This window comes from Methanoregula sp. PtaB.Bin085, from assembly GCF_002067035.1.
GTDB lineage: Archaea > Halobacteriota > Methanomicrobia > Methanomicrobiales > Methanospirillaceae > Methanoregula.
Genome location: NZ_MVQB01000016.1, coordinates 57635 through 72121, shown reverse-complemented (window position 1 = coordinate 72121; position 14487 = coordinate 57635). Strand labels below are relative to the sequence as shown.

The 14487-nt window shown below is 58.4% G+C and carries 17 protein-coding genes and 1 riboswitch; of the genes, 7 read left to right on the top strand and 10 right to left on the bottom strand.

The window, feature by feature from the left end; all coding sequences use genetic code 11:
* Positions 1 to 45: 45 nt before the first annotated feature.
* Genes A4E33_RS03030 through A4E33_RS03020 form a run of 3 tightly spaced genes read right to left on the bottom strand, consistent with a single transcriptional unit; the run spans position 46 to position 1954 of the window.
* Positions 46 to 666: a hypothetical protein gene (locus A4E33_RS03030; RefSeq protein WP_292346202.1), complete on the bottom strand. Its 621-nt coding sequence runs from the start codon at positions 664 to 666 to the stop codon at positions 46 to 48.
* On the bottom strand, positions 663 to 1058 hold the full coding sequence (locus A4E33_RS03025) for a HEAT repeat domain-containing protein (protein WP_292346201.1): 396 nt from the start codon (positions 1056 to 1058) through the stop codon (positions 663 to 665). The genes A4E33_RS03030 and A4E33_RS03025 overlap by 4 nt, the downstream gene beginning before the upstream one ends.
* 8 nt (positions 1059 to 1066) lie before the next feature.
* Complete coding sequence (locus A4E33_RS03020; protein WP_292346200.1) at positions 1067 to 1954, bottom strand: prenyltransferase/squalene oxidase repeat-containing protein; 888 nt, start codon at positions 1952 to 1954, stop codon at positions 1067 to 1069.
* Positions 1955 to 1962: 8 nt separating this feature from the next.
* Positions 1963 to 2024, bottom strand: a riboswitch (Fluoride riboswitch).
* Positions 2025 to 2765: 741 nt separating this feature from the next.
* Between A4E33_RS03020 and A4E33_RS03015 the strand changes: the two genes are divergently transcribed.
* Positions 2766 to 3035 (top strand): hypothetical protein, encoded by a 270-nt coding sequence (locus A4E33_RS03015; RefSeq protein ID WP_292346199.1) that lies wholly within the window; start codon positions 2766 to 2768, stop codon positions 3033 to 3035.
* Positions 2983 to 3399, top strand: a complete 417-nt coding sequence (locus tag A4E33_RS03010; protein WP_292346198.1) for a hypothetical protein — start codon at positions 2983 to 2985, stop codon at positions 3397 to 3399. The genes A4E33_RS03015 and A4E33_RS03010 overlap by 53 nt, the downstream gene beginning before the upstream one ends.
* A 308-nt stretch (positions 3400 to 3707) precedes the next feature.
* Here the strand turns inward: A4E33_RS03010 and A4E33_RS03005 are convergent, their stop codons facing one another.
* Positions 3708 to 4616 carry a presenilin family intramembrane aspartyl protease PSH gene (locus tag A4E33_RS03005; protein ID WP_292346290.1) on the bottom strand — a complete coding sequence of 303 codons (909 nt, stop codon included), beginning with the start codon at positions 4614 to 4616 and terminating at the stop codon, positions 3708 to 3710.
* A 56-nt stretch (positions 4617 to 4672) separates the two neighbouring features.
* Here A4E33_RS03005 and A4E33_RS03000 point away from each other — a divergent pair, with 56 nt between their 5' ends.
* Together A4E33_RS03000 and fen are read left to right on the top strand one after the other, a co-directional pair.
* Complete coding sequence (locus A4E33_RS03000) at positions 4673 to 4987, top strand: hypothetical protein (protein WP_292346197.1); 315 nt, start codon at positions 4673 to 4675, stop codon at positions 4985 to 4987.
* 22 nt (positions 4988 to 5009) lie between these two features.
* Complete coding sequence (gene fen / locus A4E33_RS02995) at positions 5010 to 6011, top strand: flap endonuclease-1 (RefSeq protein ID WP_292346196.1); 1002 nt, start codon at positions 5010 to 5012, stop codon at positions 6009 to 6011.
* Positions 6012 to 6413: 402 nt separating this feature from the next.
* Here fen and A4E33_RS02990 read toward each other — a convergent pair whose 3' ends face one another.
* A complete protein-coding gene (locus A4E33_RS02990) occupies positions 6414 to 6776 on the bottom strand; it encodes a heavy metal-binding domain-containing protein (protein ID WP_292346195.1) in 363 nt (120 codons plus the stop codon).
* An 86-nt stretch (positions 6777 to 6862) separates the two neighbouring features.
* Positions 6863 to 7207 (bottom strand): hypothetical protein, encoded by a 345-nt coding sequence (locus A4E33_RS02985; RefSeq protein WP_292346194.1) that lies wholly within the window; start codon positions 7205 to 7207, stop codon positions 6863 to 6865.
* A 278-nt stretch (positions 7208 to 7485) separates the two neighbouring features.
* On the opposite strand from A4E33_RS02985, the gene A4E33_RS02980 reads away from it, so the two are divergent.
* Genes A4E33_RS02980 through A4E33_RS02970 form a run of 3 tightly spaced genes read left to right on the top strand, consistent with a single transcriptional unit; the run spans position 7486 to position 11147 of the window.
* Positions 7486 to 8697 carry a YcaO-related McrA-glycine thioamidation protein gene (locus tag A4E33_RS02980; protein ID WP_292346289.1) on the top strand — a complete coding sequence of 404 codons (1212 nt, stop codon included), beginning with the start codon at positions 7486 to 7488 and terminating at the stop codon, positions 8695 to 8697.
* Positions 8660 to 9316, top strand: a complete 657-nt coding sequence (locus A4E33_RS02975; protein ID WP_292346193.1) for a TfuA-related McrA-glycine thioamidation protein — start codon at positions 8660 to 8662, stop codon at positions 9314 to 9316. The genes A4E33_RS02980 and A4E33_RS02975 overlap by 38 nt, the downstream gene beginning before the upstream one ends.
* Before the next feature lie 37 nt (positions 9317 to 9353).
* Positions 9354 to 11147: a sensor histidine kinase gene (locus tag A4E33_RS02970; protein ID WP_292346192.1), complete on the top strand. Its 1794-nt coding sequence runs from the start codon at positions 9354 to 9356 to the stop codon at positions 11145 to 11147.
* A 37-nt stretch (positions 11148 to 11184) separates the two neighbouring features.
* Here the strand turns inward: A4E33_RS02970 and A4E33_RS02965 are convergent, their stop codons facing one another.
* Genes A4E33_RS02965 through A4E33_RS02950 form a run of 4 tightly spaced genes read right to left on the bottom strand, consistent with a single transcriptional unit; the run spans position 11185 to position 14459 of the window.
* Positions 11185 to 11781, bottom strand: coding sequence for a CDP-alcohol phosphatidyltransferase family protein (locus A4E33_RS02965; protein ID WP_292346191.1), 597 nt, complete (start codon positions 11779 to 11781; stop codon positions 11185 to 11187).
* Positions 11778 to 12290, bottom strand: coding sequence for an adenylate kinase family protein (locus A4E33_RS02960; RefSeq protein WP_292346190.1), 513 nt, complete (start codon positions 12288 to 12290; stop codon positions 11778 to 11780). The genes A4E33_RS02965 and A4E33_RS02960 overlap by 4 nt, the downstream gene beginning before the upstream one ends.
* Positions 12287 to 13345, bottom strand: coding sequence for a histidinol-phosphate transaminase (hisC, locus tag A4E33_RS02955; RefSeq protein ID WP_292346189.1), 1059 nt, complete (start codon positions 13343 to 13345; stop codon positions 12287 to 12289). The genes A4E33_RS02960 and hisC overlap by 4 nt, the downstream gene beginning before the upstream one ends.
* Entirely contained in the window at positions 13317 to 14459 is a 1143-nt protein-coding gene (locus A4E33_RS02950; RefSeq protein ID WP_292346188.1) for an aspartate aminotransferase family protein, read from the bottom strand. The genes hisC and A4E33_RS02950 overlap by 29 nt, the downstream gene beginning before the upstream one ends.
* Between the last annotated feature and the right edge of the window lie 28 nt (positions 14460 to 14487).

Here is a 14487-nt window from a genome sequence, read left to right as displayed (position 1 = left end):
CATCCTTCACCCGTAGTTCTTGTATACGGGCGATGAGGTCCGCCGTCAACTGCCATCCGGGCTGCCGGCCTTTTCGAACTGTGCTTTCAGCGATTCCTGGCTCTCGTCGAGGAGCTGTGCAAACCCGCTGCCCAGGCCCCCGTGCCCGATATCGCGGATGACCGCGTGAACAAAGATCTGGTACAGGAGATACCGGTCATTGAAGAGCGGGTCCTCCACCCCGGCGAGACGGTTCAGGAGGAGGGCTGGCCCGAAGGTTTCCCGGAGTTTTTCCGGCGTATCATACCGGGAAATGGTCTCAAAGAACGTGTGGGACTGCACAATCATCCTGCGGAGCATTTCAGGAAGCGGATCCGGAAGGAACGAATAATTCCCGGTAAACATCGGGGAGAACCAGGATTGTTCACGGATCTCCGGGCGGAGAAGCACGAACTCCGGGTAGCCGTAGATCTTCAGCACGGCATCGCGGGAGAGGTTCAGCTGGCATATCCAGCCGGATTCCCCGTCGCGTTTCCGCAGAATAAAACGGGCCCGCTCAAAAGAGTCGATATGTTTCCGGATTGTCACGATCCTGGTGAAACCAACCCCGGTCGCAAGATCGATCTCCCGGTGCGGCCCGCCATCGAGAAGGATCCGCATGAGTTTCGGTTTGACCGGCGATTTCATCGTGCTCCTCCTTCTCCGGACCCCACTCCGGCGCGGTCACAGGCTTCCCGGACAACCGGAGAAGGATGCTTCCCGAGCCGGTCTGCAAGCGCCCGGCTCTCCGGAGAGTTGATCCGTGCAAGTGCCGAAACAATTTCACGCAGGGTATACACATCCTGCCCCGCCGCGATCATTTCGGCAAAGAAGGGGACGGCCCGTTCGTATCTCCGCTGGCCGAGGATCCGGATCGCCAGCATCCGCTGTTCCGTGATCGGATGCCGGAGGGTGAGGAGCAATCGTTCCTCGAAAGGATGTTCTTTCCAGGAATCAAGCGACTTCCCGCACCTGGTACAGACTTCGCCGGCCTCCTGGCCGGATATGCCGCAGAACGGGCAGAAGAACGTTGTGCTCATCCGGCACCTCAGTCGCAGCACCGTTCCGCAGGTTTCCGGGCGAGATTCACTGCCACGCCCCGGTCCAGATCATCCATCATCTTCATCGCCGTCACGGCAAGCCAGGTATTCTCCAGCGTTGCCGATCCCCCGAAGACTGACCGGCAATACCCGCCATTCTCACGGATGCACTTCACGATGAATTCCCTGCAGCGCCCGAACGCTGGCGAGGGGTACCCGGTCAGGGAACAGGCAAGAATTCCGGCATGGATGTGTTCGAGGAACGCGGGCCGGGCACCTGGTACGGACAGGAAACCGTACTCCGGGTCCTCGCATTGTGTAAGGAAGGTTCCTGATTCTTTTTGGGGCGATGACGGATCGAGAACCTGAAGGACAGAAAGCGCATGGGCGGTCTCGATCATGGTCGAAAACGGCTCCCCGAAGCCGCCGTCGGGATGGCGGTACCGGAGGATTGCCCTGAGCAACTCGTCCTTTTTGCCGGGGGGCACTTCGATCCCCAGGTGCCGGCACAACCCCGTAAGATGGTACAACGGCTCGAAGAGCGACGAGGATTCGACCGGCCGGGACGTATCCCCCGGGGGTACCATGGCGCTGAGGATCCAGTCCCGCGGATCCATGGCCGGTCGTTCCCCAAGGAGGGCCAGGCTCCGGATCACGGCATGACCGACATTGACATTCGGGAACGAACTGTCCCCGCGCTGGAATGCGTGAAGATACCGTCGGGTCGCTTCATCTTCATGAGGCCGTGCATCAAGAATCGCGAGGGCTGCAAGCGCGTAATACGTGTCACCGGCGTTCGGCTCATCGAGCCGGTAAAAGCAGTACCCGCCGGATTCGCACCGCCGCTCCAGAATATACCGGATTGTGGTTTCCCGTGAGGGGATCATCGGCATCATCTACCTGAATTCTGGTAGAAGTCATCAGCCGAAGGGGCAATTGATGGCGGACTTCATCGCCAATAGTGTACTATGAGAAAGGGGAAGCATTCAAGGTTGCGATGAGTGTTGCACGTGATTCTTTTCAGTTCCGCGCTTCGCAATGGCGTATCATGATCTCCGGCCCTGCGATGCGTCAGCCATCGTGCTCCCGGGTGCGGGGACTGTATACAAAAAATTCACATTCAACCATCAAATATTTATCCTCAATATATCAACATAAGCCAATCACAATGCAACGCGAATCCGGACACCTCGTGATGACAAAGATCCGGCGGATTACACACCCGCCGCGTGAGGCGCAGTGCTTCGCGAGGTTACTGCTCATGCAGGTGATTCTCGTGTGTGTAGCGCACGCTGCACAGAGAACGTGGATGAAACGGAGAGCGGACGGCGGGGGTCCCGGTGTGGATGTGACGCCGGAAGATATTCCGGTAACGGAAACCAGCGAAATTGGAGTATGCGAACCGGATCCAGCGGACGCTCCCGTTATCCCGCTCCGATCATTGTGGGAGTCTTTTACCGGCAGGGGGGTATACCAGGAGGGCTCTCCCGGCCGGTCCTGTTTGGCAAGGTTAAACCAAATGGACAGGATGATTGGACAGAAGCGGGAGTTATTAGATCCATCAATAATCTGAGCAGACAATACTTTACCTATGACAATGATGAAGGTGAATACAGATTCAATGGGACTACAACTTCTTCAAAATCCACGTCGTACCGGATTTATGTGACGAATACCCTTGATTCCGCCGGGTATGTCTACCATATAATGATTGATGGTACGTGGGTCAGAGATGGACACCTTTATTACCGCCAGACAAAATATAATTGTGCAAATGAAATCTTCGCTGATGGTACTAATCCATTTTCCCAGGATGCAACTAATTCAATATTTAAAAATGAATATCTGTTTTATAATTCAGGAATTCAGTACTGGAGTGATTCCCTGACAACATTAACATTCTTCAGGCCGGACAATCCACCATATGAAAGCCATACGATGTGTGGAGATGCATGGAAATTTTCCACATGGGCATAACATGAGCAGCAAATTGTATTTCCTTATCATTTTTTTCAGCATTGGTTTTCTTGTTATTCTGACAGGATGCATCATTCCGGAAGGGATACAGGATTCGATACCCCCGGAAAATACAACAGCCCTCATTATTGGCATTGCGCTGAATAACACGACGGTTCAATCCTACCTGACCGAACCATGGACTATCGCGGACGTAAATATGAATGCGACAACGACTATAGCAGGAGGCGGGGAAGAGATTTTTCTCAAGACCCCCGATGTCATAATCGATTCCCGATCGCGTTCTCTCCACGTTTACGTGGATCCCGGCAACAGAACGGTAATTAGTATCTGGGACTCCCCGAAAAGGGTTCCATATCCATGAAATCGCAGGATATCCATTATAAAAAGGTAATCATATAACATTACCGGCCTGAACAGCAACGCCGTGGCACTGCCATGCCCGCTCCTGCACAAGTATTCATCGAAATCCGACTGACGATAAGGTCATGAGGATGAGAAGATCCGGGTGGTCGGGAAGAATCGCCGGAATACGATCATGGAACCGTCCTTTTAATGGCGGAGGGAAGAGTGAACACCAGAATTGCAGAGCTCATTCCTCCGGAAAAAATTCCCGAAACTGACTCCCTACAATAAGCAATGAACACTCCGCATTTTTTTTACGAATGGCTATTATCCCATCGCCGTCATCGCCGCCCACCCGGCCAGGAACCCGAGGATCGTCCCCCCGTTCAGCGGCGGCAGGCCGGCCTGCGGCTTGCCGGACATGACAAAGTACAGCAGGACAACGAGCCCGGCGAGCGAACCGATGATCGCACCGAGCGCCGGCAGGTTGATCATTCCCCCCAGCCGCGTGCCCTGCATGAAGACGTTGGCAGAGACCACGAGGATCGACGGCATGATCATGTCGCCCATGCCGATGATGAAGGCCGCACGCTCGCCGGCAGCACCCTCCTCGCCACTAATCTTCCCGATCCCCTCTTTGATGAACGAATAGCCCCGCTTCTTCGGGATGACGAAGAGGATCGGGGTTTTCATGTCCACGACACCCTCCGCAAGCGTGATCATGTGCTTTGTCTTGTACACCGAGATCGCGTCGTACACTGCAAGGATGATGAGCAGGATAATGACCGGCAGAACCTCGAGCGATGCACCGAAGATCGCGGCAACGCCGGCACCTATGAGAATACCCAGTCCGTCAATGACGTACCATTCCGGGAACCTGTACAGGAGGATGGAGGAAAGGATGGCAAGGACCAGGACGATGATGGTGGCAGCATCCGTTGCACCGGCCAGCGCATACACGATGGCCATGTAGATATAGACGAACGTCAGGAAGATCGAGATGCCGATGACTGCCGCGATCACTTTTTTGAGGTCGTACCGGATCAGGACCAGCATGAGCGCTGTGAAGGCGAGCATGATGCCGATGAAGATGACCGGATTCGCCATTGATTCGGGGTCTTCGAATGCCACGACACCGGCTGCCTGCACGGGAAGCGAGAGCAGCAGGGCACCGGCTTCCACGGCAAGGAGCAGGACCGGCATTGCAAGGAACGGGATGAGGTTTTTCGTCTCCAGATGGCATCGACTCCTGACCAATTAGCTTAATTAGTGTGCTCTCATTATCTAAAAACATGGATATTCGCGAATACCTGGTCGATATCCTCCTCACCGTCGTAATGATTGGCTCGACGCTCGTGCTTGTCACCCGGTTCTGGCAGGACACCATCATCGCGGTTGCCGCCGGCCTGATGGTCATTGCCCTTGGCGGCCTCCTCCTTTCCCTCAATATCAAGATGCGCCACCTCGAGAGGAGCGTGGTGATCCGCGAACGGATGCTCCGCACCAACCTCGAGGAGATCTCGAACCGGATGCAGGACAAATACGACATGGCGCTCTCCCATCTCGACGAACTGATCGGTGAATTTTCAAGGCGGGCGTACCGATAATACCTATGCGGGGGAACCGCACATGGGCGTTGCATTACGGGATATCATCGCAGAATACAAGACACCAATAACCTGGGAGGCGCTGCCGGGCGTTGCGGCCATTGATGCCAACAACGCGCTCTACCAGTTCCTGACCATCATCCGGCAGCCGGACGGGACACCGCTGATGGACCGGAAGGGAAGGGTCACGTCACACCTTTCGGGGATCCTCTTCCGGGTCTCCAGTTTCATGGAGAAGGGGATAAAGCCGGTCTTCGTCTTTGACGGGAAACCGACAGCGCTCAAGCAGGCAACCATAGACGAACGCCGGAAACTGCGGACCGAAGCCGGGGAGAAGTGGAAAGAGGCGCTCGAACGTGGCGACGAGGAGGAGGCGTACAGGCAGGCCCGTTCCTCAACCCGGGTCGACTCCACGATTATCGATACCTCAAAGGAACTGCTCCGGCTGATGGGGATCCCTATTGTCCAGGCCCCCGGCGAGGGCGAGGCGCAGGCATCGCACATGGTGGCAAAGGGAGATGCCCGGTACGTTGTCTCGCAGGACTACGACACCCTGCTCTTCGGCGCCCCGCAGCTGGTGCGGAACCTGACCGTCTCCGGGAAACGGAAGATCCGGGGCCGTCAGATTACCGTGAACCCGGAACGGATCGTGCTCGCCGATACCCTTGCCGGTCTCCACCTCACCCGCGAACAGCTGATCGAGATCGGTATCCTTGTCGGGACCGATTTCAACCCGGGCATCGAAGGCGTTGGTGCGAAGACCGGCCTGAAGATTGTTCAGAAAGGGGAATTTGCACAGAAACTGAGGGAGAAGCAGCCGGACTTCGACCCAGCTCCGGTCATGGAGATGTTCCTCCACCCGCCTGTCACCGATAACTACTCCCTTGCCGCGGGACACATGGATGCCGAAGGGATCCGGCGGATGCTCTGCGACGGGTATGACTTTTCCCCGGAACGCGTGGACAGGGCGCTCGAGGGGTTCACGGTCAAGGCAGGGCAGAAGACGCTCGAGAGCTGGTTCTGACCGGGTGGGAGAAATCTCTGCCTGGAAAATATCTTTAGCGGGATATTCCGGAAATGTCAAATGATGGGGGCTGATGTCCCTATACCCCCATTATGATAGACGTCGCCCGCCCCTGACGGGGCGCCCCCGCGGGCGATTTCAATTACCTCTTTCCGGAAACCTGACTCATTCCGTAATGTCATGATTATCAACACCTCCCTCCCCTGCTCTTGCCCCGCCGTGCCGCGCAGCGGCCCTGAGGCGGGGAGGACTCATATTAATTCAGGATAACCGGCCGGTCTTCATCGGTCTTGTGTGGATGGAGCAGGTTCATGCCCGTTTCTCCGCGGAGCACTCTTTAAAAAGGAAAGACAGCTCCATTCCGGTGCATGAACGAACTGAGGAAGGTCGTTAGGGCGCCATCTACCCGAGTCGCACCGGGCTTGCCGGCGCGGTCTCCTTCTCCACCGTGACCGCAGTCCCATACGCGAGCAGTTCGGTCATGGTCTCACCCATCTCGGACGAATCGAACTGCATGCTGACAACCGCATTTGCCCCGAGTGCCTTCGCGTGCTCCTTCAACCGGTCGAGTGCCTCTTCCCGTGACTGGTTGAGCAGTTCTGTGTATTCGTGGATCTCTCCGCCCACGATGGACCGGAGGCCGGCCGTAATGTTCCGCCCGAGACCCCGGCTCCTGACAATCAGTCCCCAGGTGACACCGATGGTCTTTGTGATCTTATAGCCGGGCACATAGGGTGTACTGACAATGATGATCTCGTTTGTCATGGTATTTTCACATGGTTGTCGTGGCGGATATAAAGGATTTCCGGCTGGCCCGGATAAAAAGGGGGATGGGTACGGACCGGGACAGTTCAGCACTTCTCCTCGCAGGAGAATGCAGCGAGGCCGTCGGGCCCGGCCGCAATCCGGCACTGCTCAGCGCAGGATCTGCAGGCAGCAAATTCCGGGCCGGTGACGAGCGTGCATTGGCCCCCGCTCGTGTCGCATGACGCATACTGCCGGCATTTGTCGCCAATCCGGTATTCCATGGTGCAGATCTCCGGTGCATCGGATCCGCAGGCAAGATCGAGCCCGTGGCATGTTGTGAACCCACAGCTGCCCCGGACGGGAGTTCCTGCCGGGACAACTGTGGCTGCAGGAGTGGGAACCGGTGAGGGGTTGACGTTCCCCCCCCGAAGGCGAGGTGCAGCCAGCACAGATGAGCGCGGCGATGAGCAGGAGCGCACACGCTCCGGCAATGGTTCCAGGATGTTTCACAGATGATTCCTCTGTTCTGATATTCGCGACAAGCGGTATTAATGGATTTATTTGCCTCCGGGACATCCGGACGTCATGAAGAAAAGCCGGCCGGGACAGGACAGTACCCTTGCGGGGATCGCCCTGCCGGGCAGGAAATGGGCATGTATAAACACCGGCAGGATTCACATGATCAGTAATGGACCGGCACGATGCCGGGACGGTATGCGGTGACTCCATGCAGCTCACATCCTGCAAAAAGACCTACAACAACGAGACGCAGCGGGCTTCTCCGCTTGACGCAACGCTTGCCCGGATCGAGCCCCTGGTTCCGGCGGCAGGTATCACCCGCGTTGCCGACATCACGAACCTCGACCGCATCGGCATCCCGGTCTTCTCCTGCATACGCCCGACCGCAATGGACGGGGCAATTACTGTGTACAATGGCAAGGGGGCAACGGTCGAGGAGTCCAGGATCTCGGCGATCATGGAGGGCATCGAGCGCTACTCCTCAGAGATGCACGACCGGCGACTGCCCATGGCAAATTACCAGGAGATGTTTGCCAGGGGGCGGACGATCGATCCCCGCGACCTGATCGTGCCGGAGGGTTTTGATCCTGACCGGCCGATCGCGTGGTACGAGGGTTTCGATATCGTGAACAACGAACAGGTCTTTGTCCCGGCCCACGCTGTCTTCCACCCGCTCCCGCCCCACCACCGCGGGCCGTTCCGGACAAACACCAACGGCCTCGCCTCGGGGAACACGTTCGAGGAAGCGGTCTTCCATGCCCTCGCGGAGGTCATCGAGCGGGACGCATGGTCGCTGGTGGAATCTTCCCGTGACACGGGGCCTGCGATCACCGGCATGGACGATCCTGCAATCGCCGGCATGCTGGAGAAGTTTGCAAAGGCGCAGGTCGAGGTGACGGTCCGGGACATCACGAGCGACATCGGCATTCCCACGATCGCCGCGGTTGCTGACGACGTACTCCTGAAAGATCCTCTCCTCCTCACCATCGGCATCGGCACGCACACCAGCGCCCGGATCGCGGTGATGCGGGCGCTGACCGAGGTGGCGCAGAGCCGGCTCACCCAGATCCATGGCGCCCGGGAAGACACCGTTCTTGCGGAGATGCGCAAGAAGATCGGGTACGACCGGGCAAAACGGATCAACGGCTACTGGTTCCGGGACAACGGCACTGAGGATTACAAAAACCTCACGTCTTCCGACACTGACGATTTCAAAAAGGATATTGAGAATATCATCGCGGCGCTGGACAAACAGGGTCTCGACCGGGTCATCATCGTGGACCTGACCCGGGAGGAGATCGGGATGCCGGTCGTGCGGGTCATCGTGCCGGGCCTCGAGGTCTGGGCCATGGACCGGGAACGCAGGGGAGAGCGGGCGGACAATGCAGCGGATCATCGTCTTTCTCGGACCGAGTCTTGAGCGGGAAGCGGCAGAGAGGATAGTCCCTGCGGAATACCGCCCGCCCGCAAAGCGGGGGGATCTGGTGAAGGCCGTGCAGGACGGAGCCGCGGTCATCGGCCTGATCGACGGGGTCTTCCACCAGGAATCCGCGGTGGCGCACCGCGAGATCCTTGCTGCGATAAAAAAAGGCGTTACGGTGGTCGGGTCATCCAGCATGGGTGCTCTCCGGGCAGCCGAGATGGACACGCTCGGCATGACCGGGATCGGGGAGGTGTACCGGATGTACAAAAGCGGCGAACTGGTATCGGACGACGAGGTGGCCCTGGTCTTCGACCCGGAGACCGGCTTCGCACTGTCCGAGCCGCTCGTGAATATCCGGTTCACGCTGAAGGAAGCGGAACGGCAGGGAATTCTCACCCCGCAGGACCACGCGGCCCTGCTTGCTGCAGCGCAATCGGTCTTCTACCCGCAGCGGACGTATGCGAAAATTGTAGCGGCTGCGGGTGATGCCATACCTCCCGACTCCCGCGAACGGTTCCTTGGCTGGGTGAAGGAGCATGCCGTTGACCAGAAACGGAAGGATGCGGTTGCGGCGCTGGAGTATATCCGGAAGACAGCCGTTTCTTTCCCTGGCTGAAACGTATATGAAGCCACTGCACCAAGGCATGGATATCATGAAACATCTGACCGTACGGCATCTCCCGATAACCCTGCAGAGGAAATACTGGTGTCCGCTTCTCCTGCTGCTGGTGCTGACGGCATGGTGCATGGTTCCGGTCACGGCGGAAAATGCTACAACGGATGTAAGGATCGGGGTACTGGCCAACCAGGGGATCGAAACCTGCAGGGTCCTGTGGCAGCCCACGATCGATTACCTGAATACGGCACTCCCCCGGTATCATTTCGAGCTCGTCCCCCTCACCTTTGAGAATATCACTCCGGCTGTCGCGGAGGGCGACGTGGATTTCGTCCTGAGTAACCCCGGCATCGATGCAGCTCTTGAAGATACCTATGGCACGAGCCGGATGCTGACGCTCAACACCTACCATGACGGACAGTTTATCAAGGAATTCGGCGGCGTCATTATCGCACGAAGCGATCGCGGGGATATCAGGAGTTACCTTGACCTGAAAGGAAAACGTGTTGTCGCAGCAGGAAACAATTCGTTCGGAGGGTGGTATTCAGCATACCGGGAGATCCTGGAACACGGGATTCACCCGGACCGCGATTTTGCGTCCCTGACCTTCTCCGAGTCTCACACGGTTGTCGTCGATGATGTTATCAGCCGGAAGGCCGATGCAGGAATCGTCCGCACGGGGATCCTCGAACAGATGCAGGAAGAAGGGAAGATCTCGCTTTCAGACCTGTACATCTTCCCCCCGGACGACAAGTTCGCCAGTCCCGGTTACCCATACCTTTACAGTACCCGCCTTTACCCGGAATGGGCGTTTTCCAAGCTGAACCGCACCGATGACACGGTCGCTTCCTCAGTTGCCTTCGCCCTGCTCTCGATAACCCCGGATATGCCGGCAGCGAAGGCTGCAAAGATGGGCAGGTGGACCATCCCCGTCAACTACGAATCCGTGGCGGACTGCTTAAAGGAGATCCGGGCCCCCCCGTACGAGAATTACGGGGTGATCACGCCCGGGGAGCTCGTCCGCCAGTACCTGTACTGGATCGTTGCAGTAACCATCCTCATCATCATCCTCGTTGCCTTGTCGGCACGGCTCACCATCGCGAACAGGAAGCTGCGTCAGCTCGGGCAGGATCTCGAAGAGGACATTGCGGAACGAAAACGTGTCGAAGCTGCGCTGCGGGAAGTGAACAGGAAACTGAACCTTCTGTCGGGCATCACACGCCACGACATCAAAAACCAGCTCCTCGTGCTGGACAGCTTTATCGCATTCCTGCATAAGAAGACCGCAAGCCCCGATGTCGAGCAGTATTTCTCCCGTATCACAGAGACCAGCCGGCGCATCGCAGCCATGATACAGTTCACCAGGGAGTACGAGGAGATCGGTGTCAGTTCCCCTGTGTGGCAGGACCTTCATGCGGTTATCAGCACTGCGGCACAGCAGGTCACCCTCGGACCCGTATGGATCGAAAATACGGTTGTGCAGGGAACAGAAGTCTTTGCCGACCCGCTTATCGGCAAGGTGTTCTACAACCTCATGGAGAACGCCGTGCATTACGGGGGAAAAATTACCCGGATCCGGTTCCTGTGCGAAGAGTCAGGGGAGGCAGCAGTCATCGTCTGCGAAGATGACGGGACAGGGATCGCTGCTGATGAAAAAGAGCGTATCTTCGACAAGGGATTTGGGAAAAATACCGGTTTCGGGTTGTTCCTTGCCCGGGAGATCCTCACGATTACGGAAATAACCATCCGGGAGACCGGGGTGCCGGGCGCCGGAGCCCGGTTCGAGATGACGGTCCCGAAAAAGAATTACCGGGCCGGAAAAAAGGACTGAATTCCCGTTCCGGGTAAAGGGCGCGGCCGGGAGGGGTTTACTCAACCTTCGCCCACACGTACGCGAACCGCTGGAACGCGGTGATATGCCCGAAGACCCCAAAAAGGACGAGCATCCAGCCCGTCCACGTGAGCCCGTACCAGCTCATCGGCATAACAAGATCGATGATCCCGACAACCATGATCATGACCAGCCGGTCCGCACGTCCGAGGACCCCGCCGTAATACCGGCCGACGCCGACGGCCTGCGCCTGCGTGCCGAGGTAGGAGGACATGAGGACGCCCGTGAGGGCAAAGACGCCGATCGGCCACGGAACCATGCCACCGGCAAAGAGCCCGCAGATGATGAAGATGTCCGCATACCGGTCCACGGCATGGTCGAGGAAGTCGCCGCGTCTGCTCTGGATCTTCATCTCGCGGGCAACCGCCCCGTCAAGGGCATCGCAGAGGGCATTGAGGGCAACGGCAACGACACCCCAGAAGAGCATATTTCCGAAGAACAGGATGCCTGCGGCTGCCGATGCCAGCAGGGCCGCGATGGTGAAGAAGTTCGGGGTGAGGCGGAGGCGGATCGCGACGGAGACCAGCGGATCCATGAACACCTTTGCCTGCGAGCGGTACTGGTCGAGGGTCATGGCTGCACCCCGAGATATCCCGACCAGTCGATATGGCCGAAGTCTGCCGGGATCGCGCCGCGGGCAAATCCCTCGATGATGCCGGCGCCGTACGCCGCGTCATGACCTGTCGTGTCCAGTTCAAGGATCTGCCCGGGTTCGAATGCCTCCACGGTCTCGACCAGGATGACGTCGAGGGCTTCTGCATCAGCGTTCTCCCGGATCTTCTTCTCCGGGTATTTCCGCTGGGCAAGGCGTTTTTTCAGCTCGTCGGGCCGGCAGCGGAGCACGACAATTTTGTCGCAGGGGAGGTAATGGGCCATATGGCCCTCGACAAACCCGTCCACGGGTCTGAACTCCGCAACCCACCGGTCGGTATCGATGACCTGCACGTTCCGCTCGTCATCCTCGTCAATGACATAGGGACCCACCGTGGTTGTCAGGTGGACAATCGTGTGCCCGCGGCGGGAGAGCTCCTCACCGATCAGCGATTTGCCGGTCCCGGGCGTTCCCGTGATGCCGCACATCATAGCGCGTTGATCTCCTGCACGAAGCGCTCGTTCTCCCAGTCCTCGCCGACACTGACACGGATATAGTGGTCCTCGAGCCCGGCAAAACTCCGGCAGGACCGGACGATAACGCCCTTCCGCGCAAGCTCCCCGACCACTTCATCGCCGCTCCGGGGTGCGACATCGATCATGACGAAATTCGCGTCCGAAGGCAGGACCGGGAACCTGACGTCCTTTGCAAATTTCTTCCGCCAGCGTTTTACCTGGACGATGTAGCGATCCGCGTGACCCGTGTCGGACAGTGCCGCAGCGGCTGCGGCCATCGAGACCGAATTCACCGTAAAAGGCGTTCCGGCCCGGTTGTACCACGGCTGCAGCCAGCGCGGGGAGAACGCGTACCCGATCCGGAGACCGGCAAGGGAGTAGACCTTGGAGAAGGTCCGGCCCAGGACAAGGTTCTCGTGCTTCTTCATCAGCGGGAGATAGTCGATGCCCGAGAACTCCACGTAGGCATTGTCAAGGAAGAGCACACCTTCGATCGCCTCGAGGATCTCCCGGACAACATCCGTGCCGGTTGCATTCCCCGTCGGGTTGTTGGGGGAACAGAGGACAGTCACCTTCGACTCTTTTGCGGCCCTGATAAGTTTCTTCGGATCGACCGAGAAGTCCGGCTCGCGGGGGACGGTAACGACTTCGGCGCCCTGCCCCATGGCTGCAAGGGCATAGAAGGAGAACGTGGGCGTGGATACGGCAACCTTCTCGCCGGGCTCCACAAGCGTCCGGAAGAGGGTTTCGATGACCCCGTCCATGCCGACGCCCGTGACGAAGTGGTAGTCCCCGTAGTGTTGACGGAGGGCGTTCATCAGCACGTTCACCCGCTCGTCGGGATAGCGGTTCACGGTCCGGAGGGCTTCCTCAGCGGCCTTCAGCGCAAGGGGGGAAAGGGGTTCCGGGTTCTCGTTGCTCGCCAGGCGGGCGACACGGTCGATGCCGTACTCGCGCGCAATATCCTCCGCTTTCTTCGCAAAAGCGTAGCCGCTCTTTTGCTTATAGCACGACCTGACCAATCGCTCCATTGACAACCTTCACGACACGGTCGATCTCGGCATTGGTGATGGTGAGCGGGGGGACGAGCCGCAGGTTCCCGTCAGCCGCACAGTTGACCAAAACGCCCTCTTCCGCGCATTTCTTCTGGATCTCCGGGCACTTGTCTCCGACAGTCACGCCGATCATCAGCCCGCGTACCCGCGGGTTGTGCTTCGCGAGCCCCGTGCGGAAGCGTTCGCCTTTCCGGCTGATGTCGGGGAGGATCTTTTCGATGACCCCGATGGTTGCAAGCGCTGCTGCGCATGCAAGCGGGCCGCCGGCAAAGGTGCTGCCGTGCTCGCTCTTTTTGAACTCGAGCCCTTCGCGGGCTACAAGGGCGCCCATGGGGAAACCGCTCGCTATCCCCTTTGCCAGCGTGACGATATCGGGCTGCACTTTTGTGTGCTGCATGGCGAGCCATTTCCCGGTGCGGCCCATGCCGGTCTGCACCTCATCGACGATCATGAGGGCTCCTGTTTTGTCACAGACATCGCGGATGCCTTCGAGGAAACTGTCAGGCGGGATGATGACGCCGGCCTCGCCCTGGATGGGTTCAACGATGACACCGGCCGTGTCGCTGTCAACCGCCTTCCGGAGCCCGTCCACGTCACCGTACTCCACAAAGGTCTTCACCATGCCGAGCGGTTCGAACGGCTCACGGATGGGGGGCTTGTGGGTAACGGCGAGTGAGCCGACAGTACGCCCGTGGAACCCGTGGGTGAAGGCAACAAATTTCTTCTTCCCGGTCCTGACGCGGGCAAGCTTGAGCGCCCCGTCAGTCGATTCGGCGCCGGAGTTGGAGAAGAAGGCCTTGTGCATCCCGGTGATCTCCACGAGTTTCTTTGCAAGGTCACCCTGGTGCGGGACATAGTACAGGTTCGAGCAGTGGATGAGCTCGCGGGCCTGGCTGCAGATCGCCTTCACGACAGCGGGGTGGCAGTGGCCGGTGCTGCAGACGGCGATACCGGCAACGCAGTCGAGGTATTCCTTCCCTTCCGCGTCCCAGACTTTCGTTCCCTTGCCCTTGACGAGGGCAATTTCACGGGTGAACGCGGGCATGAAGTATTGTTCATCGAGTTGCTTGTAGATGCTCGTTTTTTCCATTGTGTATCACGTTGTTTCGTCTGGTTTT